19 protein-coding genes and 1 pseudogene are annotated in these 21,997 nt (G+C 71.2%); 10 read left to right on the plus strand and 10 right to left on the minus strand.

Annotation, left to right across the window (positions count from 1 at the left end; genetic code table 11):
* Positions 1-17: 17 nt before the first annotated feature.
* Positions 18-1,514 carry a glycosyltransferase family 39 protein gene (locus OHS59_RS38570; protein WP_328497958.1) on the minus strand — a complete coding sequence of 499 codons (1,497 nt, stop codon included), beginning with the start codon at positions 1,512-1,514 and terminating at the stop codon, positions 18-20.
* A gap of 118 nt (positions 1,515-1,632) precedes the next feature.
* On the opposite strand from OHS59_RS38570, the gene OHS59_RS38575 reads away from it, so the two are divergent.
* Positions 1,633-3,288, plus strand: a complete 1,656-nt coding sequence (locus tag OHS59_RS38575) for a peptide-N4-asparagine amidase (RefSeq protein WP_328497959.1) — start codon at positions 1,633-1,635, stop codon at positions 3,286-3,288.
* Positions 3,289-3,390: 102 nt separating this feature from the next.
* On the opposite strand, the gene OHS59_RS38580 is transcribed toward OHS59_RS38575, so the two are convergent.
* Together OHS59_RS38580 and OHS59_RS38585 are read right to left on the minus strand one after the other, a co-directional pair.
* Positions 3,391-4,842 carry a Gfo/Idh/MocA family protein gene (locus OHS59_RS38580; protein ID WP_328497960.1) on the minus strand — a complete coding sequence of 484 codons (1,452 nt, stop codon included), beginning with the start codon at positions 4,840-4,842 and terminating at the stop codon, positions 3,391-3,393.
* A gap of 128 nt (positions 4,843-4,970) precedes the next feature.
* Positions 4,971-5,456 carry a MarR family winged helix-turn-helix transcriptional regulator gene (locus tag OHS59_RS38585; RefSeq protein WP_328497961.1) on the minus strand — a complete coding sequence of 162 codons (486 nt, stop codon included), beginning with the start codon at positions 5,454-5,456 and terminating at the stop codon, positions 4,971-4,973.
* 95 nt (positions 5,457-5,551) lie between these two features.
* Here OHS59_RS38585 and OHS59_RS38590 point away from each other — a divergent pair, with 95 nt between their 5' ends.
* Positions 5,552-7,351: an ABC transporter ATP-binding protein gene (locus tag OHS59_RS38590; RefSeq protein WP_328497962.1), complete on the plus strand. Its 1,800-nt coding sequence runs from the start codon at positions 5,552-5,554 to the stop codon at positions 7,349-7,351.
* A gap of 43 nt (positions 7,352-7,394) precedes the next feature.
* The gene (gene mltG, locus OHS59_RS38595) at positions 7,395-8,240 is read left to right on the plus strand and encodes an endolytic transglycosylase MltG (RefSeq protein WP_328497963.1); all 846 of its coding nucleotides are present in this window, start codon (positions 7,395-7,397) and stop codon (positions 8,238-8,240) included.
* A 141-nt stretch (positions 8,241-8,381) separates the two neighbouring features.
* Here the strand turns inward: mltG and OHS59_RS38600 are convergent, their stop codons facing one another.
* From OHS59_RS38600 to OHS59_RS44645, 4 genes and pseudogenes are all read right to left on the minus strand, one after another.
* Positions 8,382-9,593, minus strand: a complete 1,212-nt coding sequence (locus OHS59_RS38600; RefSeq protein WP_328497964.1) for an NAD(P)-binding domain-containing protein — start codon at positions 9,591-9,593, stop codon at positions 8,382-8,384.
* 54 nt (positions 9,594-9,647) lie between these two features.
* On the minus strand, positions 9,648-10,487 hold the full coding sequence (locus tag OHS59_RS38605) for an ABC transporter ATP-binding protein (protein WP_328497965.1): 840 nt from the start codon (positions 10,485-10,487) through the stop codon (positions 9,648-9,650).
* Positions 10,460-10,537: pseudogene (locus OHS59_RS38610) on the minus strand (ABC transporter permease); the annotation flags it as partial. The pseudogene OHS59_RS38610 and the gene OHS59_RS38605, both read right to left, overlap by 28 nt.
* Positions 10,538-10,690: 153 nt before the next feature.
* Positions 10,691-10,774 (minus strand): putative leader peptide, encoded by an 84-nt coding sequence (locus tag OHS59_RS44645; RefSeq protein WP_373466074.1) that lies wholly within the window; start codon positions 10,772-10,774, stop codon positions 10,691-10,693.
* A 182-nt stretch (positions 10,775-10,956) separates the two neighbouring features.
* Here OHS59_RS44645 and OHS59_RS38615 point away from each other — a divergent pair, with 182 nt between their 5' ends.
* Positions 10,957-11,379: a secondary thiamine-phosphate synthase enzyme YjbQ gene (locus OHS59_RS38615; protein ID WP_328497966.1), complete on the plus strand. Its 423-nt coding sequence runs from the start codon at positions 10,957-10,959 to the stop codon at positions 11,377-11,379.
* Positions 11,380-11,472: 93 nt separating this feature from the next.
* Here OHS59_RS38615 and OHS59_RS38620 read toward each other — a convergent pair whose 3' ends face one another.
* Both OHS59_RS38620 and OHS59_RS38625 read right to left on the minus strand, forming a co-directional pair.
* Complete coding sequence (locus OHS59_RS38620) at positions 11,473-12,291, minus strand: endo alpha-1,4 polygalactosaminidase (protein ID WP_443061568.1); 819 nt, start codon at positions 12,289-12,291, stop codon at positions 11,473-11,475.
* Positions 12,292-12,598: 307 nt separating this feature from the next.
* Positions 12,599-13,309, minus strand: coding sequence for a GntR family transcriptional regulator (locus OHS59_RS38625; RefSeq protein WP_328497968.1), 711 nt, complete (start codon positions 13,307-13,309; stop codon positions 12,599-12,601).
* Between the two features lie 119 nt (positions 13,310-13,428).
* On the opposite strand from OHS59_RS38625, the gene manD reads away from it, so the two are divergent.
* The 6 genes from manD (at position 13,429) to OHS59_RS38655 (ending at position 20,914) form a co-directional block, all read left to right on the plus strand.
* The gene (gene manD, locus OHS59_RS38630; protein WP_328497969.1) at positions 13,429-14,637 is read left to right on the plus strand and encodes a D-mannonate dehydratase ManD; all 1,209 of its coding nucleotides are present in this window, start codon (positions 13,429-13,431) and stop codon (positions 14,635-14,637) included.
* Entirely contained in the window at positions 14,634-16,103 is a 1,470-nt protein-coding gene (locus OHS59_RS38635) for a mannitol dehydrogenase family protein (RefSeq protein WP_328497970.1), read from the plus strand. Before manD ends, OHS59_RS38635 begins: the two co-directional genes overlap by 4 nt.
* 117 nt (positions 16,104-16,220) lie before the next feature.
* Complete coding sequence (locus OHS59_RS38640; RefSeq protein ID WP_328497971.1) at positions 16,221-17,615, plus strand: MFS transporter; 1,395 nt, start codon at positions 16,221-16,223, stop codon at positions 17,613-17,615.
* Entirely contained in the window at positions 17,612-18,697 is a 1,086-nt protein-coding gene (locus OHS59_RS38645; RefSeq protein ID WP_328497972.1) for an L-idonate 5-dehydrogenase, read from the plus strand. The genes OHS59_RS38640 and OHS59_RS38645 overlap by 4 nt, the downstream gene beginning before the upstream one ends.
* A gap of 134 nt (positions 18,698-18,831) precedes the next feature.
* Positions 18,832-19,956, plus strand: a complete 1,125-nt coding sequence (locus tag OHS59_RS38650; protein ID WP_328497973.1) for a sugar kinase — start codon at positions 18,832-18,834, stop codon at positions 19,954-19,956.
* Positions 19,957-20,098: 142 nt separating this feature from the next.
* Complete coding sequence (locus tag OHS59_RS38655) at positions 20,099-20,914, plus strand: SAM-dependent methyltransferase (protein WP_328497974.1); 816 nt, start codon at positions 20,099-20,101, stop codon at positions 20,912-20,914.
* 121 nt (positions 20,915-21,035) lie between these two features.
* Here OHS59_RS38655 and OHS59_RS38660 read toward each other — a convergent pair whose 3' ends face one another.
* Entirely contained in the window at positions 21,036-21,941 is a 906-nt protein-coding gene (locus tag OHS59_RS38660; protein WP_328497975.1) for a helix-turn-helix domain-containing protein, read from the minus strand.
* Between the last annotated feature and the right edge of the window lie 56 nt (positions 21,942-21,997).

Consider the following 21,997-nt stretch of genomic DNA (forward strand, 5'->3'; position numbering starts at 1 on the left):
CCTCCGTACCCGCGGCCTCAGTAGTAGTGGCGCAGCGAAGGCCACAGCCGGGACCACGGCTTCGTGGTCCCGGAGCACAGCAGCACCGGCGCGTCCTGCTCCTCGTTCTCCACCTCGTGTCCGTTGTCCACGCGCGCGACCTGTCGGCAGTCGGTGAAGTACCGCCGCGTGCCGCCCGCGTCCTCCTGACGTACGACGAGTACCGGTCCGTCCATCGAGTCGGGCGGCGGGCCCCAGTCGGCGTAGCTCATATGACCGGAGTAGGGGCGAGGCAGCCCGCGCGCGGGTCCGTAGCGGTCGAGGGCGCCGGCCTCGCCGTAGTTGCTGGTGAACACCACGGCCCGTGGCCGCGAGCGGACGGGAATAGCCGACCACCCCTCCTCGGCCGCGTCGGCGAGTTCGGGCCAGCCGATCTGCTCCCCCTGCTCCTTGTTGAGCGCCAGCGGCACGGTGAGCGCGCTCTGCGGCAGCACGGGCAGGGTCACCGCCGCATTGATCGCGACGGTCACGACGACGGCCACCACGGGCCACGCACGGCCGTGCCGCCGCGTCCAGCCGACAGCGGGCTCGCAGCCCGCCACGAGCAGCACGAGCAGCAGAGGCACGACGTAGTACCCCTTGCCGCCCAGCGCCAGGACCAGCACGCACAACAGCGGGTACGCCACCGCCGTCGCCCGGGCCCATCGCAGCGCCGGGTCGCGCCACAGCCGCAGCCAGCCCGCGACCCACACGGGCACGAACAGCGGGGAGAGATAGATGAGTTGCTGCGGCACGAACAGGAGCCGGTTCTCGGTTCCGTCGTCCGTGCCGATCCCCTCCGCCACCGTCAGCTGCGGCCAGTCGTGATCGGCCTGCCACCACAGGTTCGGCGCCGCCACGAGGAGGGCCACGGCCGCGCCGGCGAACAGCCACGGGCTGCGCAGCACCCGTCGCGGGCCCACGGCGAGCACGGCCGCGAGCAGCGCGAGGACCAGCAGCGCCACGAGGTACTTGTTCAGCAGACCGACCCCGACGCACAGGCCGATCGCCGGCCACCACCGCCCGTCGCCGGTGCGCAGCAGCCGCAGCGTCAGCCAGCAGATCACCAGCCATGCCAGCAGGTCGAAGCAGGCGGTCGACACCAGATGCCCGACCGCCAACGGTTGCGCGGACACCCCCGCGAGTCCGGCGGCGAGCACCTGCGTGCGCCGGTCGCCACCCAACTCCCGTGCGACGAGGGCGACCACCACGACGACGGCGAGGAACGCGAGCGTCGCCGGAACCCGCAGCCCGGCGGCCGAGTCCCCGAACACCTCGGTGGCGGCCCGTGCGATCAGCGGCGTCAGCGGCGGCTGGTCGACATACCCCCACGCCGGGTGATCGCCTGCCTCAAGGAAGTACAACTCGTCCCGGTGGTACCCGTACCGGCCGGACAGCACGGTCAGTACGGCTGCGAAGACGGCCGCCAGGGCCGCCACGGGACCGAGGGCGAACCGAGGCAACTCGCGCGGTGCGTCGTCCCGTTCCCGATCCACAGCGCCCCCTCGCCAACCGGTCGTACCACGGTACTGACGAGGTCCGATCCGGTCGAGGGTCCTTTCCGGACCCGAGGCCGCATTGCGGGACCGGCCGACTCCCCGTAGAACACCGCCCATGAGAAGACGGATCATCATGTCCATGCTCGCCGGGGCGACCCTCGTGGCGAGCACCCTCCTCGGAGCGGTCCCGGCCCAGGCCGCCCGGCCGGCGGAGGCCTCGGCGGAAGCCCCGACGGCCGCCCGGCTCGCCGACCCGCCCGCCGAGTTCGGGACCGACTGGCACGACCCGCTGACCGCCGCCCCGCCCGTCACCCGGCCCGCCGGCACGTCCTGCGAAGTGACGGTCGCCGAAGCCCGGTTCCGCGACTTCACGCCGTACAAGGGCGCGTACGCACCCCCGCACGGCTGCGGCGACCGCTGGAGCAAGGTCGTGCTGCGCCTCGACGGCAAGGTCAAGGGGCGGCAGTACGACCGGCTCGGGTATCTGCACATCGGTGGTGTCGAGGTCTTCCGTACGTCCACTCCGCAGCCCTCGCCCGACGGCATCGAGTGGTCGGTGGAGAAGGACGTCACGCGCTACAGCGACACCTTCCGCGCGGGCCACGACGTCGAGATGCTGATCGGGAACGTCGTCGACGACACCTACACGGGAATCATCGACGTCAAGGTGACCCTGACCTTCTACCCGGCCGGAAAGCAGCACACGGCCGAGGCCGCCGCGACTCCCGACCGCGTCCTCACCCTCCAGGACGGCACCCTCACCACGCCCCGCAACAGCGAACGCATCGTCGCCGAGGTGTACGCCACAGGGTCGGGCGGCGGCTGCGAGGAGTACTGGTATCTGACGGTGCCCGACGCCGCTCCCTACTCATGCAAGGCCGGGGACGGCCCCTACCGCGAGGTGCAGGTCGAGGTCGACGGCGAACTCGCGGGCATCGCCGCGCCGTTCCCCACCGTGTGGACCGGAGGCTGGTCCAACCCCTTCCTCTGGTACGTGATCCCGGGCCCGCGCGCCTTCGACATCAAGCCCGTCGAGTACGACCTGACCCCGTTCGCGGGGCTGCTCAACGACGGCCGCCCGCACCGGATCGACGTCTCCGTAGTGGGCGTTCCCGAGGGGCAGAGCGGCTGGAGCACCCCGGTGAACGTCCTCGTCTGGCAGGACGCGAAGCGCACGCACGTCACCGGGAAGCTCACCGCCCACAAGGTCGGCGACCTTACGAACTCCTCGACGTACACGCCCGGCGCCGAGCACCGGCTCGACAGCGGGGCCGGGCACCGGCTGACCGTGTCCGGGTACGTCGACACCTCGCACGGCCGTGTCACCACCACCGTCGACCGCGAACTGGCCGCCGCCTCCGTGCACCGCTGGACCGACGGCGAGAACACCGACGTACTCGACGGGACCTGGACAGACGACGAGAAGGTCACCGTGGACGGACGCGGGCCCGCCGTGACGACCCGTACGGACCGCACCTACACCATGGACGGCACCACGACGCTCGGCGCGGGCGACCGGCTGCGGACCGTGCTGTCGCTGGGGGACCGGGCGTCCGTCGTGGAGACACGCGGTGGCCGGCGCTCCGCGTGGTCGCGGCTCGACGACAGCTACACGGGCGACGCGACCTACACCGCTAACGTGCCGCGCGACCAGCGGCACGCCGTGGCCACGACGAGTGAGCACTACCGGCTGTACGGCTCGGACGGGTGCCACGACCGGCTCCTGACGACCGTGCAGGGCACCCTCACCGGGGCCCGCGACCGCTGCTGACCTCGTCGCGCCGAAGGGCGTGGGGCCCGACGCGTCCGCTCCGCGTCGGGCCCCGGCCTGCCCCGCCCCCCTACTCCCGTCCGCACCGTCCGCGTCGCGAGATCACTCCTGCGGCTTCTCAGAGTCCACCCCGGGCCGTTCCTTCTTCCACAGCCCGCGGGTGAAGTCCGGGATCGCCTGCGGTGCCCCGTGCGCCTTGATCGAGGCATGGCTCAGCGGCACCGGCGCGGTCCACGTGGCGGCGTCGTACACGTCGAAGTCCGGTACGAGCCCGAGCCGCAGGGACTGCATGAGCCGGAACAGCATGATGTAGTCCATGCCGCCGTGTCCGCCGGGCGGGTCGGAGTGCTCCTTCCACAGCCAGTGGTCCCACTCCGCGTACGCCGAGAAGTCGCCCCAGGCGTCATCTGTGTGATCGGGCTCTATATAGATCCGTTCCGGGTAGTCCTCGAAGACACCCTTCGTGCCGCCGAGACTGTTGATCCGCGAGTACGGGTGTGGCGTCGACACATCGTGTTCGAGCCGGATCACCCGCCCCTTGGCGGTCTGTACGAGGCTGACGGTCCGGTCGCTCTCGATGTACGTCTCCTTCCAGCTCGGGTCGCCCGGCGGCATGTGCTCGGCGCGGTACTCGGCCAGGCCGAGCGAGGGTGTCCCGAAACTGGAGATGTGGGTGACGCGGTCACCGCGGTTGACGTCCATGTAGTTGGCGACGGGGCCGAATCCGTGGTTCGGGTAGAGGTCGCCGCGCAGCCGGGTGTGCCAGAGCCGCCGCCAGGGACCTTCGTAGTAGTCGGGGTCGAACATCAGGCCGCGCAGATCGTGGTTGTAGGCCCCGGCGCCATGAAGCAGTCGGCCGAACTTCCCGGCGTGCGCCATCCGCAGGACCCGCATCTCGTTCCGGCCGTAGCAGCAGTTCTCCAGCTGCATGCAGTGTCTGCGGGTGCGTTCGGAGAGGTCGACCAGTTCCCAGAGCTGGTCGAGCCGCATCGCGACCGGACACTCCACGCCGACGTGCTTGCCACTGAGCATCGCCGTCCGCGCCATCTCGAAATGCAGGTCCCAGGGCGTCGCCACGTACACGAAGTCGAGGTCACCGCGTTCGCAGAGGTTGACGAAGTCCTGCTCACCCTTCGTGTACGTGGCCGGCGCGGGCTGTCCCGCGGCCACCACCTTGGCCGCGGCGCTCGCGGTCTTGTCCTTGACCGGATCGCACAGCGCGACGACACGCACCCCGTCGAGAGCCAGGAACAGGTCGATCATGCCGCCGCCGCGGTTGCCGAGTCCGATGATCCCGACCCGCACGGTGCCGCGCCCCTCGAAGGGCACACCGATCATGGTTCTGCCCTGCGCGGCCGGTCCGGCGTCCGCGGCCGCTGCCACCGGGGTAGCGGCCACCGGCGTCCCGGGTTCGGCGGCGTGAGCGGTGCCCCCACCCGCGAACGCACCGAGCCCCAGCCCCGCTCCGGTGATGCCCGCCGTGCGCAGTACCGAGCGCCGGGAGTGGCCCTCGGGGTTCTCGTCGGGTTCCGGTGTCGCGTTCTCGTCGTGCATCGGACCTCCTCGGTGGGGAAGCGCGGGTTGGCGCGCTGTCACCCTCCTAGGGGGTCGGCCGGGGGGCAAGGGACGGAAGTGGCCAGGGGTTGGACTTTCCGCACCGGGCCCTCAGCAGTCGCGCGCCGTCAGCACTCGCGCCCCGGCCCCCGGGCGGCATCGACCCCGTCGGCCGGGGCCGCGGCGCCGTCGACCAGCGTGTCCAGCAGGCCGCCGAGCACCGCGCGCTGTTCGTCCGTGAGGGGCGCCAGGATGTCCTCCGCGGCCGCCCGGCGCGCGCCGTGCAGCTCCCGCAGTGCCCGCCCGCCGTCCTCCGTCAGTTCGATGCGGATGACCCGCCGGTTGGTGGGGTCCGGCACCCGCCGTACCTTGCCGCTCGCCTCCAGGCCGTCGACCAGCGTCGTCACGGCCCGGGGCACCACCTCCAGGCGCTCGGCCAGGTCGGCCATGCGCGGCGGCGAGCCGTAGTGGGCGAGGGTGCGCAGCAGCCGGGACTGCGCCGGGGTGATGCCGAGCCCCCGCGTCTGCAGATGGCGCTTCTGGATGCGGTGCACACGGCGGGTCAACCGCAACAGCTGCTCGGCGAGCAGGCCGTCGGCGTCGGGGGTGTCCATGACGGGAACAATATCAGGACCTAGTTCATTGTGAGTATAGGTAACAATGAGCTATGCTCCGTCAGTCCTCTTCTTCTCACATCCCGTAGGAGCCCATGCCCCGCGACGACATCAACTGGACGCCGCCACCCGTCGAGGCAGGACAGCCCCGGCAGGTGCGCCGCATCCTCACACTCTTCCGTCCCTACCGCGGCAGGCTGGCCGTCGTCGGCCTGCTCGTCGGCGCCGCGTCCCTGGTCTCGGTCGCCACACCCTTCCTGCTCAAAGAGATCCTGGACACCGCCATCCCGCAGGGCCGCACCGGCCTGCTGAGCCTGCTCGCCCTGGGCATGATCCTCAGCGCCGTCCTCGGCGGCGTCTTCGGAGTCCTGCAGACCCTGATCTCCACCACGGTCGGCCAGCGCGTCATGCACGACCTGCGCACCGCCGTCTACGACCGGCTGCAGCGCATGTCGCTCGCCTTCTTCACCAGGACGCGCACCGGCGAGGTCCAGTCGCGCATCGCGAACGACATCGGCGGGATGCAGGCGACGGTCACCTCGACCGCCACCTCGCTGGTCTCCAACCTCACCAGCGTCGTCGCCACGATCGTCGCGATGGTCGCCCTCGACTGGCGGCTGACCGTCGTCTCGCTGCTCCTGTTGCCGGTGTTCGTGTGGATCAGCCGCCGCGTCGGCAACGAACGCAAGAAGATCACCACCGAGCGCCAGAAGCAGATGGCGATCATGGCCGCCACGGTCACCGAGTCGCTCTCCGTGAGCGGCATCGTGCTGGGCCGCACGATGGGCCGCTCCGACTCCCTCACCCGCTCCTTCGCGGAGGAGTCCGACAGCCTCGTCGACCTGGAGGTCCGGTCGAACATGGCGGGGCGCTGGCGGATGGCCGTCATCGGCATCGTCATGGCCGCCATGCCGGCCGTCATCTACTGGGCCGCGGGAATGGCCCTGCAGTTCGGCGGCCCCGCGGTCTCCATCGGCACCCTGGTCGCGTTCGTCTCCCTCCAGCAGGGACTGTTCCGGCCGGCCGTCAGCCTGCTGTCCACCGGCGTCCAGATCCAGGCCTCGCTCGCGCTGTTCCAGCGCATCTTCGAGTACCTCGACCTGCCCATCGACATCACCGAGCCCGAGCATCCGGTCCACCTCGACCAGGTCAAGGGCGAAGTGCGTTTCGAGGGCGTCGAATTCCGGTACGACGACAAGAGCGGTCCGATCCTCGACGGCATCGACATCACCGTGCCCGCCGGCAGCAGCCTCGCCGTCGTCGGCCAGACCGGCGCCGGAAAATCGACGCTTAGTCATCTGGTGCCACGCCTGTACGACGTCACGGGCGGCCGAGTCACCCTCGACGGGGTGGACGTGCGCGACCTGGACTTCGACACCCTCGCGCGCGCGATCGGGGTGGTCTCCCAGGAGACGTACCTCTTCCATGCCACGGTGGCCGACAACCTGCGCTTCGCCAAGCCGGACGCCACCGACGAGGAACTGCGTGCCGCCGCGAAGGCCGCGCAGATCCATGACCACATCGCGTCCCTGCCCGACGGGTTCGACACGGTGGTGGGGGAGCGGGGGCACCGGTTCTCCGGCGGCGAGAAGCAGCGCCTGGCCATCGCCCGCACCATCCTGAGGGACCCGCCGGTCCTGATCCTCGACGAGGCGACGAGCGCTCTGGACACCCGCACCGAGCGTGCCGTCCAGGAGGCCATCGACGCGCTGTCGGCCAACCGGACGACGCTCACCATCGCGCACCGGCTGTCCACCGTTAGGGGCGCCGACCAGATCGTGGTCCTCGACCGCGGGCACACGGCCGAACGCGGCACGCACGAGGAGTTGTTGGAGCGGGACGGGCGTTACGCCGCGCTGGTTCGCAGGGACGCCCAACTGGAGCCAACAACATGACTATATGTCGAGTTTATGACGATATGCGGGTTAACGTGCCCGCATGCAGAACTACACTCCGCCCATCCCGCCACGGAGAACGATCCGACTGACGCGCCGGGGCCGGACCGCCCTCATCGCGACCGGCGCCGTCGTGGCGGCCACCGCCGTGGCGGTGCCGCTGCTGAGCACGGACGACAAGAAGGAACCCCAGGCCCTGGTGATCCCGGAGGGCTGGCGCACCGGCCAGGTCTACGAGGCCATGGACAAGGTCCTCGCCCTGCCGGCGGGCTCCAGCAAGAAGTCCCTGGAGAAGGCGCGCCTCAAACTGCCGAACGACGCGAGCGGCAACCCCGAGGGCTACCTCTTCCCGGCGACCTATCCCATCGACAAGAAGTCGACCCCCGCGTCCCTGCTCTCGTACATGGTCGACACGGCGAACAAGAAGTTCGGCGGCGGTACGGTCACGGCCGGGGCCGAGCGCAACGCGATGAACGTCTACCAGACCGTCACCGTCGCGAGCATCGTGCAGGCGGAGGCGGCCACCAAGGCGGACATGGGCAGGGTGGCCCGGGTCATCTACAACCGGCTCGACCGGGGCATGCCGCTGCAGATGGACTCCACCATCAACTACGCGCTGAACCGCAGCACGCTGCGCACCAGCCAGAGCGACACACAGCTGGAAAGCCCGTACAACACGTACGCGCGGATGGGGCTGCCGCCGACGCCCATCGCGAACCCCGGCGAGGAGGCCATGCGTGCCGCGGTCGCGCCGCCCCAGGGTGACTGGCTGTACTTCGTCACCGTCAAGCGGGGCGACACGCGCTTCACGGCCGACTACGAGCAGCACAAGAAGAACGTCGCCGAGTTCAACCGCGCCCACAAGAGCGCTCCGGCATCGGCGGGCTGAGCCGGGCCGCGGCCACGGCGTGGTGCGTGCTCACGGGGACCACCGCGCCCCTCCGGGGGCGCGGGAAGTCATCACGCCGATCGTCGTGTGTCTTCGCGTGCCGTCGCGCGGGCGCGGCCGGTCCACGCGCTCGGCGATCGATCAGCCGGCGGCCTCCACGGCGACCGGAGCGACGGGACCGACGGGGCCGACGGGCGTGACAGGGCCCACCGTGGTGGCAGGGTCCGGCGGGGCGACCCGCGGAGAGTCCGCCAGCAGCCGCCGGATGTCCCGTACCGCCGCCCGCCCGGCCCGGTTGGCGCCGATGGTGCTGGCAGAGGGCCCGTACCCGACCAGATGGATCCGCGCGTCGGCGACCGCCCGGGTCCCCTCGACGCGGATGCCACCGCCGGGCTCGCGCAGCCGCAGCGGGGCCAGATGGTCGACCGCCGCGCGGAAACCGGTCGCCCACAGGATGACGTCCGCGGCCACGCGACGCCCGTCGTCCCACTCGACCCCGTCCGAAGCGATCCGGTCGAACATCGGCAGCCGGTCCAGGACCCCGTCCGCGAGGCCCTGCCGGATCGCGTCGTTGAGCGGCAGCCCGGTCACCGACACGACACTCTTCGGCGGCAGCCCTTGGCGCACCCGCTCCTCCACGAGGGCGACCGCCTCCCGGCCCACGTCCTCGCTGAACGGCCCCTCCCGGAAGACCGGCGGCCGTCGAGTCACCCAGGTGGTTCCGGCCGCGTACGGGGCGATCTCCAGCAGATGCTGAGTGCCGGACGCGCCCCCGCCCACGACGACGACACGCTGCCCGGCGAAGTCCTGCGGGCCGGCGTACTGGGCGGTGTGCAGCTGCCGGCCCCGGAAGGTCTCCTGGCCGGGATAGCGCGGCCAGAACGGCCGGTCCCAGGTGCCCGTCGCGTTGATCAGCGCGCGCGTGGACCACGTACCGTCCGACGTCTCGACGAGCAGTCGTCCCGCGTCGCCCTCGCGCACGGCCCGCACGTCGACCGGCCGGCGTACGCGCAGGTCGAAGGCGTGTTCATAGGCGTCGAAGTACTCTGCGACGACCTCGGAGGACGGCCGGTCGGGATCGGCGTCCGTCAGCTCCATGCCGGGCAGCGCGTGCATGCCGTGCACCTTGCCGTACGTGAGCGACGGCCACCGGAACTGCCAGGCGCCGCCCGGCCGCGGCGCGTGGTCCAGGACCACGAAGTCCCGCTCCGGCTCGAAGCCGGTGCGCCGCAGGTGGTAGGCGCTGGACAGCCCGGCCTGGCCGGCGCCCACGACGACGACGTCGACTTCCCGGGCGTGTTCCCGCACCGGTTCCTGTACCTGTTCCCGCACCTGCGCTCCGGCATTGTTCACGCTTCTACCAACTCCGACGGAGACGCGGATCTTCCCGGACCCGCCGGGCGGGTTTCAGGAGGCTTCGGCGGGCGTATCGGGGCCGAGGCGCGCCAGCAGCCCCGCGCGCAGTTCGGCGAACCGCGGGTCGGTGAGGTCGCGCGGCCGGCCGAGTTCGACGGCGGCCTCGTACGCGATGACGCCCTCGCCCATCACAAGGACGCGGTCGGCGAGCAGCACGGCCTCCTCCACGTCGTGCGTGGCCAGGAGCACGGCGCACCCGCGTCGCTGCCACAGTTCGCCGAGGAGCCGTTGCGCCTCGATCCGCGTCGGGGCGTCCAGGGCGCCGAACGGCTCGTCCAGCAGCAGGAGATCGGGTGTACGCACCAACGCGCGTGCCAGCGCGACCCGTTGGGCCTCGCCGTCGGAGAGCTTCCTGGGCCGGGCGTCGGCGCGGTGGACGAGGCCGACCTCGGTCAACGCCTGCTCGGCGAGGGCGCGTTCGGGCCGGCCGGGCACGCCGAGCAGTACGTTGCGCCACACCTTCTTCCACGGATTCCACGGCGTCAGCCGCGTGGCCTGGAGGGCGACAGCCTTGCGGCGCGGGACGAGTACCGTGCCCTCGATGTCACGGTCGAGCCCGGCGAGGATGCGCAGGAGGGTGGACTTGCCGCAACCGCTGCGGCCTAGGAGCGCCACGAACTCGCCTGGTTTCACGTCGAGTCGAAGGTCGTCGATGACGGCGCGGCCGTCGAAGGCGCGGGTCAGCCCTTGGACGCGGACCACCGGGTGGATCGCCGAGTGGGCCGCCGGGGCGGGTGCCGGCGGCCCGTGCCGCCGGGTGCTCGCCGAGGCATTGTCGGAGCTGACGGGACCCTCCTGCGGGCTCACCGTCCGATGAACGTCGGTCGCCATCGCAGCAACAGCCTTTCGAGGGTACGGACGTCGAAGCCCGCGAGCAGGCCCGCAGCGACGGGCCGGCGGCGAGGGCGCGCGCGGGCGGTGACGGGTGCGCTTCAGCGGCCCGGCTTCCGGCCCGCGTCAGGCCGACGCGGGGAGGCGGGGAAGAGGGGGCGCAGGAGTGCGGGAATGCCGGGAAGTGCTGGGGCGGGAAGGCGTCAGCGGCCGGTGCGACACGCGGCAGAGGCCACCCGCAGCAGGTCGATGTGACCGCGCGTGGTGAGCAGCACTGAACGCAACATGCCGCCGAAAGTAGCCAGCCCGACCGCGTACGGTCAATGCCGTCTCGCGAAGTGGAACCGGGTGCCAGGAGCAGCGGAGCCGAGTCTCACGGGGGACCGGAGCGGAGTGTCAGGGAGACCGGAAGCGGAGGGCGCTGAGCTGTCGAGGGTGTGGAATTCGGCGGATGGGCGAGGATTGGTTCATGTCCGATGCCTTCACCACCCGTGTTCTGAACATCGCCTCCGGATCCAGCGAGGCTGTCGTCGACCTCACCCGCGAGTGCGAGACCTTCCTGCGGGAAGCGGCGGGCGGCCGTGACGGCCTGCTCAATGTCTTCGTGCCCCACGCGACAGCCGGCGTGGCCGTCCTGGAGACGGGAGCGGGCAGCGACGAGGACCTGCTCGCCGCTCTCCACACCCTGCTCCCCGCGGACGACCGCTGGCAGCACCGCCACGGGAGCCCCGGCCACGGCCGCGACCACGTCCTCCCGGCGCTCGTGCCCCCGCACGCCACGCTGCCGGTGATCGAGGGGCGGCTGGAGCTGGGGACATGGCAGTCGGTGTGCCTGGTCGACACGAATCGCGACAATCCGGATAGGAAGGTTCGGTTGTCGTTCCTCGGCTGAGGGGCGGCGCCCAGGATCCCGTGGCCCCTCCCCGCATGGAGCGAGGAAGGGCCACGGACCGTGAGGGGGCCTACCGGACGGGGGACGTCGGGGTCAGCAGGCCTTGCGGACGTAGTCGCTGTCGCCGGGGGCGGTGACCAGCACATCGCGCAGGACGACGCTGAGGCGGCCGCCCCACTGGGCGCACGTCTCGTCGAAGTACTTCTGCTGGTACTCGATCACGATGACGTCGTTGTCGAAGCCCTCGGTGTAGTCGCCGCATTCCTTCCACTCGCCGCACTCCTCGGCGACGGCGAAGTCCAGGCCCGTCGCGGAGCGCTCGGTGGAGAGTTCAGGTGTGTTCTTCTGCCCGATGGCCAGGCCCTTGCCGTGGGCGTGGTCCGCGAGCAGCCTGACGAACGCCTTGGCGTTGTCCTTGCTGATCAGGTCGGTCCGGGTGAAGGAGTCGAGGTTGTCGGGCTCGACGGCGTCGAAACCCTTGTCGGCACAGCTGTCGATCCAGGCGTTGACCTTCGCGGCGACCCGCTGGCGCTTGGCGGCGGTGCGGATGTCGAGGAAGGCCTCGTCCCAGTCCGGGTCGTAGACGACCTCGCCATTGGCGTCCGTCAGCAGCAGGTCGCCCCACTCGTCCTCGGCTCCCGGCTGAGCCTGGAAGGCGTTGACATAACAGATGTTGTACAGGCCTGCCGCCGGGGAGGCGGTGTGGTCGCGGGAGACGACCTTCACGCCGGCGGCCGGGGTGTAGGCCTGGCCGATCTGGTAGTCGAAGGGCTCGTTGACCGGCGGCGGTTCCACCGCCTGAGGGGCGGCGTTCGCGCTTGCGGAGACGAGCAGGGCGCCGACGACGGCGCAGGTCAGGGACGCTGCCATGACGGCAGGCTTGCGAGATCGCACACGATGGGTGTGGGGCATGTGGAGCTCCAGAAGGTGGGGGTACGTCCCCGCCTCGGACCGCGCTTCGATGCGTCCGTCCTGGCGACTGTGTCCGGACTTGCGGTCGGGAGAACCGCTCTACCGGCTGGGCGTACCTCTGGCGCCAGGAGATCGATGTTGGCGCTGCAGGGAGTAAACCGAGCGGCTCAGGCCGTGTCAACCGGCCGGATCCGGTTGCGGAACGTTCAACACGCAAACTCGTCTTTGGCACCAAGAAGCCCGGTTTCCCGACCGGTTGAGGCACTTTGACGACGTGGGTGAGGGCGAGGGCCGGGCCTCCGGAGGGTTACTCCCAGACCACGATGTTGCGTCGCACCGGCACGGACGAGGCGTCGGTGGCGAACAGTTCCGGCGAGTGCGCGCGGATGCGTTCGATGTCGTCGAAGACGGCCCGCAGGTGTGTGCGCATCGCCGTGCGGGCGAGCGGGACGTTCCCCTCGGTGATGGCGTCGAAGATCTCGCGGTGCTGCGCGACGAACACGGCCGGGGACACGTTCTCGTGGAGGCCGAGGCGGCGGGCCCGGTCCAGGTGCCCCTTGGCGGCGGCCACGGTGGTCCAGACGTTGCCGCGCCCGCTCAGCCGCATCAGGCCCTGATGGAACGCCTCGTCCAGGCCGAAGAACTCCTCCAGGCCGAGGTCCGCCCGACGCTGCCGGTCGAGGTTGTCCCGCAGTTCGCCGACGACCGTGGCGTCGAGTTCCGCGGGCAGGTCGTCCAGTGAGGCGAGTTCCACCGCCTCCCGGAGGAACTGCGCGTCGGCGACCTGTCCCGGATCGACCCGGGAAACGAACGACCCGATCTTCGGGAAGACCTGCACCAGGCCCTCCTGGGCCAGCAGGATCAGGCTCTCCCGCACCGGCGTGCGGCTGACGCCCATCGACGCGGCGAGTTCGTTCTCCGAGAGGGCGGCGCCCGGAGCGAGTTCGAGGGTCAGGACCATCTGGCGCAGTTTCAGATAGATGTCGCGCCGGTTCGTCCGCCCGTTCGTTTGAGCCATGACCCCATCGTACGTAGAGCGACGACACAAGTATTGCCCTGCTGCGATACAGATGCTTGTATACAAGTACTTCGCGACCAGGAGAGCCAAGAAGTACCAAGAAGTACCAAGGAGTGCCTGTGAGCAGGATCGAAAGCGTCGAAGTCTTCGTCGCCTCCCCCGACCGGACCTTCGTCACGCTGCGGATCACCACCACGGACGGGGTGACCGGCCTCGGCGACGCCACGCTCAACGGCCGGGAACTGGCCGTCGCGAGCTATCTGCGCGACCACCTGGTCCCCCTGCTGATCGGCAGGGACCCGGCCCGTATCGAAGACATGTGGCAGTACCTCTACAAGGGGGCCTACTGGCGGCGCGGCCCCGTCACGATGACCGCGATCGCCGCCGTCGACACCGCCCTGTGGGACATCAAGGGCAAGACGGCCGGGCTGCCCGTCTACCAGCTGCTCGGCGGCCGGTCGCGCGACGGCGTGCTGGTCTACTCGCACGCCAGCGGCACCGACGTGCCCTCGCTCCTCGACGACGTCGAGCGCTATCTGGAGCTGGGCTACAAGGCCGTACGGGCCCAGTGCGCGGTGCCCGATGTCGGGGGCACGTACGGGGTGCGCAAGGGCAAGGTCTACGAGCCGGCCGCGACCGAGCTGCCCGAGGAGCAGCCCTGGGACACCGAGGCCTATCTCGCCTTCGCACCCACGTATCTGGAAGCCGTACGGGAGCGCTTCGGCTTCGGCTTCCATCTCCTGCACGACGTGCACCACCGGCTCACCCCGAACGAGGCGGCCCGGTTCGGCAAGAGCGTCGAGGGGGCCCGGCTGTTCTGGATGGAGGACCCGACCCCGGCCGAGAACCAGGAGTCCTTCCGGCTCATCCGGCAGCACACCACCACACCGATCGCGGTCGGCGAGGTGATGAACTCGATCTGGGACGTCCAGCACCTCATCACCGAACAGCTCATCGACTACGTGCGCACCACCGTCGTCCACGCGGGCGGCATCACGCATCTGCGCCGGATCTTCGACCTCGCGGCGCTCCACCAGGTGCGGACCGGCTCCCACGGGGCGACCGACCTCTCGCCCGTGAGCATGGCCGCCGCCGTGCACCTCGACATCGCCGTGCCGAACTTCGGCATCCAGGAGCACATGGGCCACCCCGACGAGACCGCCGAGGTGTTCCGTACGGGGGTGACGTTCTCCGACGGCATGCTGTACCCCTCCGAGGAGCCGGGGCTCGGCGTCGAGTACGACGAGAAGGCGGCTGAGCGCTTCCCCTACCAGCGTCGCTACCTCCCGGTCGCACGCCGGCTCGACGGCACGGTGCACGACTGGTGAGCGCCGACGACCTGCTGGGCCGCGGGACCCTTCCCCGGCTCGCCCCCGAACTGCGGCCCGCCGTCGACCCGGCCGAACTGCGCACCCGTGTCGTCCACTTCGGCCTCGGCGCCTTCCACCGGACACACCAGGCCGTCTACACCGAGCACGCCGCCGCCCGCTCCGGCGAGCCCTGGGGCATCACCGCGGTCGCGCCCCGCTCGGCCGGGACCGTACGCGCCCTGCGGGAGCAGGACTGTCTGTACTCGCTCACCGAACGCCGTCCGGAAGGACACCGCACGCGTGTCGTGGGCTCGGTCGTCGGCGCGCTGGCCATGGGCCCCGACGCCAAGGCCGTCGACTCCCTGCTCACCGACCCCGAGGTGACGGTGGTGACGCTGACCGTGACGGAGAAGGGCTATCACCGGTCGATGGCGACCGGCGGGCTGGACACCACCGCCGGGCCCGTCGCCGACGACCTCGCGGCCTCCCCGGACGGGCCGCTCACCACGGTGGTCGGGCGGCTCGCCGCCGGACTGGCCGCCCGGATGAGGGCCGGCGCGCCCCCGATCGACGTCGTGTCCTGCGACAACATGGCGGACAACGGCGCCGCGCTGGCCCGGGTGGTCCACGACTTCGTCCGCGCGTCGGCCTGGCCGGACCGCGCGGAGATCCTGGACCGGATGGCCACGGCCGTCGCCTTCCCCGCGACCGTCGTGGACCGCATCGTGCCCGCGACGAGCGAGGCCGACCGGGCCGCCGCCGTCGCCGCGCTCGGGGTACGGGACGCCCTCGCCGTGACGGGTGAGCCGTACCGGCAGTGGGTACTGGAGGACTCCTTCACCGCGGCCCGGCCGCCCTGGGAACTCGACGGCGCCCTGTTCGTCCCGGACGTCGCGCCCTACCAGCTCACCAAACTGCGGCTGCTCAACGGCTCCCACTCCGCGCTCGCTCACCTGGGCATGGTCACGGGGCTCAGCACGATCGCCGAGACCATGGCGGCGGACTGGGGCGAACGTCTCGTACGGGCTCTGTGCGCGGAGGTCTCGCCCACCCTCCCCGTGGGCGGCCCGGACCCGGCCGCGTACGCCGACGACCTCGTCGTACGCTTCCGCAATCCCGCCATGCGCCATCTGCTGCGGCAGATCGGCTCCGACGGATCACTGAAGATCACGGAGCGCTGGCTGCCCGCCCTGCGCGCACTGCGCGCCCGCGGCGCGAGCACCCCGGTGCTCGAACTCGCCCTCGCCGCATGGGCGAACGGCACCCGCCGGGCCGCCGCCGACGCCCTCTCCGGTCGTGAGGCGGCCTCCGATCCCGCCGCCGAGGCGCTCGCCGCCTGCTGGGGGCCCGCGACCCGCCCCGTCGAGACGGTACGTGCGCTGCTGCGCGTCCTGGGAGCGACGGATCTGGCGGACGACGGCCCCCTCACCGCCGCCGTCGCGGACCGGCTCCCCGCCCTGACCGCCGGCCGCGTCGAGATCTGACCACCCTGCCCCCTGGCCGCCTGCGCCCGTCCCGGTCCAGCTCCGCGTCCAGGTCCAGGTGCAGGTTCCCGCCCCCGTCCCCAACAGCTTCCTCGGTTCCGGACAATGGAGTTCACGATGAAGGACAGCGTCATAGCCGCTCAGCAGACGCCTTCCGCACAGCGCAGCACACGCGATCTGACCCGCGCCGCCGTCTCGGGCTGGCTCGGTACGGCCATGGAGTTCATGGACTTCCAGCTCTACTCGCTGGCCGCCGCGATCGTCTTCAACAAGATCTTCTTCCCGGACGTCAGCCCGGCCGTCGGACTGATCGCCGCGATGGCCACGTACGGCGTCGGATACGTCGCCCGGCTCGCCGGCGCCGTCTACTTCGGGCGGATGGGCGACCGGCTCGGCCGCAAGAAGGTCCTCTACATCACCATCCTGCTGATGGGTGCCTCCACCACCCTGATCGGCGCACTGCCCACGTACGCGGCCATCGGCATCCTCGCGCCGATCCTGCTCGTCGTCCTGCGTCTCGTGCAGGGCTTCGGCGCGGGCGCCGAGATCGCCGGGGCCACCGTCATGCTCGCCGAGTACGCGCCCGTCAGGCGGCGCGGGCTCATCTCCTCGCTGGTGTCGCTCGGCACGAACTCCGGGACGCTCGCCGCGTCGGGCCTGTGGGCCGTCCTGCTCGCCGTGCTCAGCGAGGACCAACTGCTGTCCTGGGGCTGGCGGTTGCCCTTCCTGCTGAGCTTCCTGCTGATGATCTTCGCGGTCTGGGTGCGGCGCAGCCTCAAGGAGAGCCCGGTCTTCGAGGAGCGTCCCGACGTGGTGGACGGTGTGGCGCTGGCCCGTGACGAGGTCGAGTCCGTGATCGCCACGGCCGACGAGCACGAGGGCAGTGTCCTGGCGGCCGGGATCCGCCAGCGCAAGGGAAGGGCGTTCTTCCTCGCGCTGGGACTGCGCTTCGGCCAGGCGGGCAACTCCGGGCTGATGCAGACCTTCCTCGTCGGCTACATCGCCACCAACCTGGCGGTCGGCCGGTCCGTACCGACGGACGCGATCGTGTACGGCTCGCTGGCGGGCTTCGCCACCGTGCCGCTGGTCGGTCTGCTGGGCGACCGCTTCGGACGCCGCGCGGTCTACCTCGCGCTCTCCGCCCTGACCGTCGTCCTCGCCTTCCCGGTGATGCTCCTCATCACCTCCGGATCGACCCCGGGCGTGATGCTCGGCATGGTCCTCGGCCTGAACATCGGAGTCCTCGGCCTGTTCTCGCTGGAAAGCGTCACGATGGCCGAACTCTTCGGCTCCCGCACCCGGTTCACGCAGCTCGCGCTCTCCAAGGAGATCGGCGGCATCCTCGCCACGGCGATCGGCCCGGTCCTCGCGGCCACGCTCACCGCCGTCACCGACAGCTGGTGGCCCATCGCCGCCATGCTCATCGCCTACTCGCTCATCACCTTCGTCAGTGCGTACCTCGCACCCGAGACACGCGGACGCGACCTGGTCCGACTGGAGGACGCCGTATGAAGACGATCGCCGAGGCAGGACATGTGCCCACGGTTGCCGGAGACCACCGCATGAGGGCGGTCGTGGTGCACGGAGCCGACGACGTACGCGTCGACGAACGGGCCCGGCCCGCACCCGGCGCGGGGGAGGTGCTGCTGGCCGTGGAGTGGGGCGGGATCTGCGGATCCGACATCGCGTACTGGAGGAAGGGCGCGTCCGGCACCGCTTCGCTCGCGCACCCGCTGGTGCTCGGGCACGAGTTCGCGGGCCGGATCGCCGAACTCGGCGACGCAGTCACCGGTCTCGACGTGGGACAGGCGGTCACCGTCCATCCGGCCCGGCTGGTCGGCGACGGAGTTCTCCCCGAGCGGCTCGCCGGGCGGACGAACCTCTACCCCCACGTCCGCTACTTCGGTTCGGCGGCCTTCGACCCGCACACCGACGGCGGGTTCAGCGAGTACCGGACGGTCCACGCGGCCCAGATCCGGCCGCTGCCGGACGGCGTCACCACCGAACAGGGCGCCCTCGCCGAGCCGTTGGCCGTCGCACTGCACGCCGTCGGCCGGGTTCCCGAGCTGCGAGGCCGCACGGTCCTGGTCAACGGCTGCGGACCGATCGGCTCCCTGGTCGTCGCCGCCGCCCGGTACCGCGGCGCGGGCCGGGTGATCGCCGCCGACGTGGCGTCGTCCTCGCTCGCGGTCGCCCGCGCCATGGGCGCCGACGAGACACGGGACCTCTCCGCGGGCGAAGGGCTGCCCGAGGACGTGGACGTGGTCTTCGAGGCGTCCGGCGCCCCGGCCGCGCTCGGGCCGGTGCTACGGGCCACGGCCCGCGGCGGAACCCTCGTCCAGGTCGGCAACCTGCCCGGTACGGCCGTGGCCGCGGCCCTCGGCGACCTGGTGACCCGGGAGATCACCTGGATCGGCTCGTACCGCTTCGTCGAGGAGATCGACGACGCGCTGCGCGCACTCGGGGACGGCCTCGACGTGACTCCGCTGATCACTCACCGCTTTCCGCTGGAACGGGCCGCGGAGGCGCTCGCCGTCGCCGCCGATCCGGGGAGCGGGAGCAGCAAGGTCATGCTGCGGCTGCGCTCCGCCTGAAGCGTTGAGCCGCCGAGCCGCCGAACCGCCGAACCATGGGCGCCGTCCGCCACGGCCGCCCCTTTCCAGCCCCTCCGCCCCGCACCCCTCCGTCTCCCCTCCCAGCCACGTCCGCCATCCGCCAGGAGAAGCCCGTGTCCCTGCCGCCCCCTCCCCGCGCCGCCGACCGTCATGAGCGGGCGGCCGACGTCGTGTGCGTCGGCGAGACGATGGCCGTACTCAGCCCGCCGGACGCACGCCCGCTCGCCGAGCAGGCCATGCTGAGCATGGCCGTCGGCGGCGCCGAGTCCAACGTCGCCTGCGGGCTGGCCGGACTCGGGCACCGCGCCGCCTGGCTGAGCCGGCTGGGCGACGACCCGTTCGCTCGACGCATCCTGGCCGAACTGACCGCGCGCGGCGTGGACGTGAGCGCCGTGGAGATCGATCCGGACCGCCCGACCGGCGTGTACTTCAAGGACCCCGCCCCGGCACCGGACCTGACCACCACCCCCCACTCGGCCCCGGACCCCGCTCCGGCCCCGAACCCGAACCCGGACCCGGACCCGGACCCGGACCCGGACCCTGGCCAGGGGCACACCCGCACGCACTACTACCGCAGTGGGTCCGCCGCGTCCGCGATGGGCCCGGACCTGGCCCGGCACCCCGCGCTCCGCCGCGCCCGGATCCTGCATCTGTCGGGGGTCGCCGCCGCCCTCTCCGACAGTTGCGCCCGGTTGCTGGAGACGCTGCTCGTCGGACGGGACGGCCGCGCCGCGCACGGTCCGCTCGTCTCCTTCGACGTGAACCACCGTCCCGCGCTGTGGCGCGGTCGAGGTACGGACGCCGCACCGAGTCTGCTGGCGCTCGCCCGCGCCGCGGACATCGTGTTCGTAGGACGGGACGAGGCCGAGGCGCTGTGGGGCACGGCACGTCCGGACGACATCGCGGAACTGCTCGCCGCCGCGACCGACGCACCCGCCGTGGTCGTCAAGGACGCCGAGTACGGAGCGACCTCGTACGTCGGCGGACTCCGGACGTTCGTGCCCGCACTGCCCACCAAGGTGGTCGAACCGGTCGGTGCGGGCGACGCGTTCGCGGCCGGTTACCTGACCGGCGTGCTGGAGGGCCGCGACGAACGCTCCCGGCTGCGCCTCGGCCATCTGGCGGCCGCCGCCGCGCTGCGGACCAGGGACGACGTGCCCGTCATGCCGCCGCGTACGGAGACCGACCCCTGCCTCGCCCTGGACGAGGACGCGTGGGCCTCCATGGCGCGTCGCTGAGAGCAAGGCCGGTCACAGCGCCACGGCCGAGGCAATCAAGCCAACGAGTGGCCGGACAGGGCGGGTTGGGGCCGGTGATGCACATGAGTCGAGTCGTGAGGAATAACGTGGGCGCCCACGACTACGAGGCACAGGAGCGTCCATGACTGATGAGGCAGAGAACTCCGAGCGGGAGGCGCTCTCCAAGATCGATACCTCCGTGCCGCAGTCGGCCCGGATCTGGAACTACTGGCTGGGCGGCAAGGACAACTACGAGGTCGACCGGGTGGCCGGCGACGCGTTCCGCGCCGTCTTCCCCGGTATCGAGACCGGAGCGCGTGCCGCCCGGTACTTCCTCGCCCGCGCCGTTCGCCATCTGGCCGCCGAGGAGGGCATCCGGCAGTTCCTGGACATCGGCACCGGACTGCCCAACGTGGACAACACCCATCAGATCGCTCAGCGGGTGGCCCCCGAGAGCCGGATCGTCTACGTCGACAACGACCAGTTGGTACTGGCACACGCCCGCGCGCTGCTCACCAGTACACCGGAAGGTGTCACCAACTACGTCGACGCCGATCTGCGCGACCCGGCCACGATCGTGCGGGAAGCCGCGAAGACGCTGGACTTCGACCAGCCGGTCGCTCTCATGCTGATGGGCATCCTGGGCCACATCGAGGACTACGACGAGGCACGCTCGATCGTGCGGCAACTGGTGGACGCGCTGCCGCCCGGCAGCTACCTCGTGCAGTACGACAGCACCGACACCAGTGAGTCGTACGTCGCGGCCATCCAGCAGTACAACGAGGGCGGTTCGATCCCGTACATCCTCCGCAGCCCCGAGCAGATCGAGGGCTACTTCGAGGGTCTGGAACTGCTCGAACCGGGTGTGGCGTCGTGCTCGCGCTGGCGTCCCGACACCGAGGCCCTGGGCCTGCCCGCCGAGGTGCACCAGTACGGCGGTGTCGCCCTCAAGCGCTGAGTCCACCGGTCGGCGTGGGCCGGTGCCGATGGGCTGCGGTCCGTGCGGTCGGCGTGGGCCGACCGACGGCTCACGCCGAGGGCCCACGCCGGGGTTCACACCAGGGGTTCACGCCCGGCGGTCACGTCTCCTGGAGGATGCGGTGCAGGATCGTCGGCGTCTCCTCCGGTGATTCCGCTTCGAGCCCCAGCCGGTTCATGACATCCCAGTAGCGCTCGATCTCGGCCCGCTTGTCGGGATAGAGAGCGGTCGCGAGGTGTTCGAGGTAGACCACGTCGGGGAGTTGGCCGCCGGGCAGGCGCAGGATGGTGACCGGACCGCCTTCGGCGGCGTAACCGCCGGCGTGGAACGGGATGATCTGGACGGTGACCTGCGGGAGCCGGCAGATCTCGATGAGATGCCTGAGCTGGGCGCGCATCGTGTCGATGCCGCCCACCGGGCGACGAAGCGCCGCCTCGTCGATCACGGCCCAGAGCTGGGTGGCCGGCTTCCGGCGCAGGATCCGCTGCCGCTCCACACGCAGCGTGACGCGCCGCTCGATCTCCTGCGGGGCGGCGCCCGGGTGGGCGAGCTGGATGGAGGCGCGCGCGTAGGCGGGGGTCTGCAGGAGGCCGGGAACGCGCTGGACCTCGAAGCAGCGGATGAGGCTCGCCGCCTGTTCGGCCCCGAGGTAGGTCTGCATCCAGGTGGGCACCACGTCGCCGTAGTACTGCCACCAGGCGAGGGTGTTGGCCTCTTCGGCCAAGGCCAGCAGGGTGGCGCGCTCGGCCTCGTCCGTGACGCCGTAGTGCGTCAGCAGGTCGGTCACGTCACGCAGTTTGAACCCGTGACGGCCGGCCTCCAGACGGCTGATCTTGGACCGGGAGGCGCGGATGACATGCCCGGCGGCCTCACGGGAGATCTCCATCTCCTCCCGCAACGCGCGCAACCGCGCACCCAGGAGCAGACGCGGCATCACAGGACCGGCCGACTGGCCGTCCAGAACCCTGCTGTCGGACGGTGAACCTACGGCCTCTGTGGTGCCCATGAGCAGTCTCCCTGCGGTGAACGCAACTCTGCGCGCATCCGAACACTGTGCCCCGC

The organism is Streptomyces sp. NBC_00414, from assembly GCF_036038375.1.
GTDB lineage: Bacteria > Actinomycetota > Actinomycetes > Streptomycetales > Streptomycetaceae > Streptomyces.

Excerpts from the sequence above, each read along its gene's own strand:
- mltG (WP_328497963.1), top strand. The coding sequence starts at position 7,395 with ATGCAGAACTACACTCCGCCCATCCCGCCACGGAGAACGATCCGACTG.
- OHS59_RS38615 (WP_328497966.1), top strand. The coding sequence starts at position 10,957 with ATGTCCGATGCCTTCACCACCCGTGTTCTGAACATCGCCTCCGGATCC.
- OHS59_RS38660 (WP_328497975.1), bottom strand. The coding sequence starts at position 21,941 with ATGGGCACCACAGAGGCCGTAGGTTCACCGTCCGACAGCAGGGTTCTG.
- OHS59_RS38605 (WP_328497965.1), bottom strand. The coding sequence starts at position 10,487 with ATGGCGACCGACGTTCATCGGACGGTGAGCCCGCAGGAGGGTCCCGTC.
- OHS59_RS38620 (WP_443061568.1), bottom strand. The coding sequence starts at position 12,291 with ATGCCCCACACCCATCGTGTGCGATCTCGCAAGCCTGCCGTCATGGCA.
- OHS59_RS38585 (WP_328497961.1), bottom strand. The coding sequence starts at position 5,456 with ATGGACACCCCCGACGCCGACGGCCTGCTCGCCGAGCAGCTGTTGCGG.
- OHS59_RS38625 (WP_328497968.1), bottom strand. The coding sequence starts at position 13,309 with ATGGCTCAAACGAACGGGCGGACGAACCGGCGCGACATCTATCTGAAA.
- OHS59_RS38575 (WP_328497959.1), top strand. The coding sequence starts at position 1,633 with ATGAGAAGACGGATCATCATGTCCATGCTCGCCGGGGCGACCCTCGTG.
- OHS59_RS38645 (WP_328497972.1), top strand. The coding sequence starts at position 17,612 with ATGAAGACGATCGCCGAGGCAGGACATGTGCCCACGGTTGCCGGAGAC.
- OHS59_RS38590 (WP_328497962.1), top strand. The coding sequence starts at position 5,552 with ATGCCCCGCGACGACATCAACTGGACGCCGCCACCCGTCGAGGCAGGA.
- OHS59_RS44645 (WP_373466074.1), bottom strand. The coding sequence starts at position 10,774 with ATGTTGCGTTCAGTGCTGCTCACCACGCGCGGTCACATCGACCTGCTG.
- OHS59_RS38580 (WP_328497960.1), bottom strand. The coding sequence starts at position 4,842 with ATGCACGACGAGAACGCGACACCGGAACCCGACGAGAACCCCGAGGGC.
- OHS59_RS38640 (WP_328497971.1), top strand. The coding sequence starts at position 16,221 with ATGAAGGACAGCGTCATAGCCGCTCAGCAGACGCCTTCCGCACAGCGC.
- OHS59_RS38655 (WP_328497974.1), top strand. The coding sequence starts at position 20,099 with ATGACTGATGAGGCAGAGAACTCCGAGCGGGAGGCGCTCTCCAAGATC.